1 protein-coding gene is annotated in these 2,206 nt (G+C 27.7%); it reads right to left on the bottom strand.

The features are described from left to right. Positions 1 to 107: 107 nt before the first annotated feature. Entirely contained in the window at positions 108 to 1,889 is a 1,782-nt protein-coding gene (locus tag GN105_RS12585; RefSeq protein ID WP_155285737.1) for a hypothetical protein, read from the bottom strand. Between the last annotated feature and the right edge of the window lie 317 nt (positions 1,890 to 2,206).

Here is a 2,206-nt window from a genome sequence, read left to right as displayed (position 1 = left end):
TGACAATCACTTCCATTATTCTGTATTTATTTAAGGCAAAGCTATAAACAAAATACGCCTAACGGATACATTAGGCGTATTTTGGAAGTCAGTGGTCGGGTTTGACTTTAAGAAATAAAATCAATAGAACAATTGATATTAACCATCTCTTTCAATGGAAATTTCTGAGTTTCTAAATTCTCATATTTAATTTCATTTAGGATAAAATATTTTTCTATTGATAATTCTTTGTTGTCTGTGTTATTAGAAAGAAAATCTATAATTTCATTTAGTATAAAAGTCAAATAATACCTCATATTAGAAGATATTAATTCATTGTTTGTATTCATCGCAGCATCGTGGATAATTTCATTACGAAGTCTATAAATTCTAATAAAATGTATTTCTAAATTTTCCTTATGATTATCTATGTATTGTTTAATGTTTCTATCTTTAAATAGCACCTCTTTTATTTTATTAACACGGAAAGATAATAAAGGATTTTCTTTCACTGATTGATTAATAATTGCATTATAAGAAGTTTCATCCTCAATGTTTATTGAAAGATTTTTTAAATACAATACACTTTCTATTTCTTTTTTTAGGATAGTAATATTTCGTTTAATATATGCTAAACAATGAGCTTTTATGAAAAAGTCTTTAATCCTGCCTATGGTGTTTTGACTTTCGTAATTGGAAAATAAATACTCTAACCCTATCCAATAGTTGATGAATTTGTGTTCCATTTCAGTGGATTGGTTTCCTAATCGTAAATACCGTATGGCGGATTTCACTTTCTCTTTTGTTTCTCTCTGAACCTTATCATTTTCTAATATGTGTGGAAGTTTTCCTATAAAATGATTATATCTATCCTTTTCTGTTTTGTATTTTCCGTCAAGAATATTGATGTTTTCTTGAAAATCTGCTCTTTCGGGAGAACGATTATCAATCACCAAAACCTTATTGTGAATGTGCAAAAACTCATCTGAAAATCCTAAATTGACGATATCCAAATATTCAGAGAAAGCGTTTTTTGCTTTTTTAAGTGCCGATAAATAATCAAATGAATCAACCGTACACATTATGAATCTTCTGTTAGGAACTTTATCTTTGAATTTATCAAACCCTTGTTTTCGCCTAAGTTGCTGTTGAGTACTACTGTCAATACTGTCTGACACATCTATAAAAACCCCGCTTATTGAAAAGGATTTTAGTTCTTGTGAAACAGTGGGGGTTGTATCAATTCTAAATATAACCGTGTGTCTAGATTCAACATCTAAAATTCTCTGTTTAAAATTAGAAAACAGAGTGTCGAAATTTTCATTGTTACGATTTTTTACAAATATCCCATAACAGAGCTTATACAAAAAGCCCTTTGAAAATCCTTTGTTTATTAATTCGCTAAAAAGAAATTCTATTATTTTATCTATCATACTCAAATGTTTAAATAGACTTTCTAAATTCGAATCATCAACATTGATATTTAATTTATCTTCTGTAATAGTTATAATATTTGAAAGATATTGCTGATTTTCATTTAACAATATTTCCAATGAAGCCGAAACTTTTTTATAATTGTTTTCATCAATACTATGCAAAATGTTTTTTAGAAACTCAACAGTTACAGTATTGAAAGTCAGCCCATTATTCTCTATTTCCAAAAATTTTAATACCTCATTAATCAATCCTTTACTATTTTTATCCTTTCCTTTTATGGTTTGAAAATGTTTAATCCTACCCATTTCAAACTCATCAAGGCAATATTTTAATTCTTCTAAAATAGTTCTTGGATTGTGTAGCTTTACTCTATAACTATCAATAGTTCCTATGTTCAATAATTCTATAGACTTCTCAATGAAAAACTTTTGTGATATAGTCAAACTTAAATTTTTATATTTAATTATTTGCATATTACTTTTTTTTGTACTTTTGCACCATCAAAGTAGTGATATTATTTCAATAACGATAGAAAGGGAAGAAGGGGATTTATGGTTCTGGAGTATTCCGCATTCTTTACCCACTTCCTTAAATAAAGAGAGCTTCAATATATAATGTGTTGAGGCTCTTGTTTTCTACAAAAATAAAATTTATTTTGCAAAGTGTACAAAAAAAATCCCGTTTTTGGCGGGATTTTTTTTATTACTCATCTTTGATGTTACCAAACTCAAAATCTACTTTTTGTTCATTTCCGAAAGAATCACTTATCCATATGGAAAACATTGTTGTT

The sequence above is a fragment of the Capnocytophaga felis genome (assembly GCF_009684755.1).
Lineage (GTDB): Bacteria > Bacteroidota > Bacteroidia > Flavobacteriales > Flavobacteriaceae > Capnocytophaga > Capnocytophaga felis.
This window is presented reverse-complemented; position numbering and strand designations above follow the sequence as displayed.

What these genes read in the sequence shown, in the direction of transcription:
- GN105_RS12585 (WP_155285737.1), bottom strand. Translation starts at nt 1,889, where the DNA reads ATGCAAATAATTAAATATAAAAATTTAAGTTTGACTATATCACAAAAG.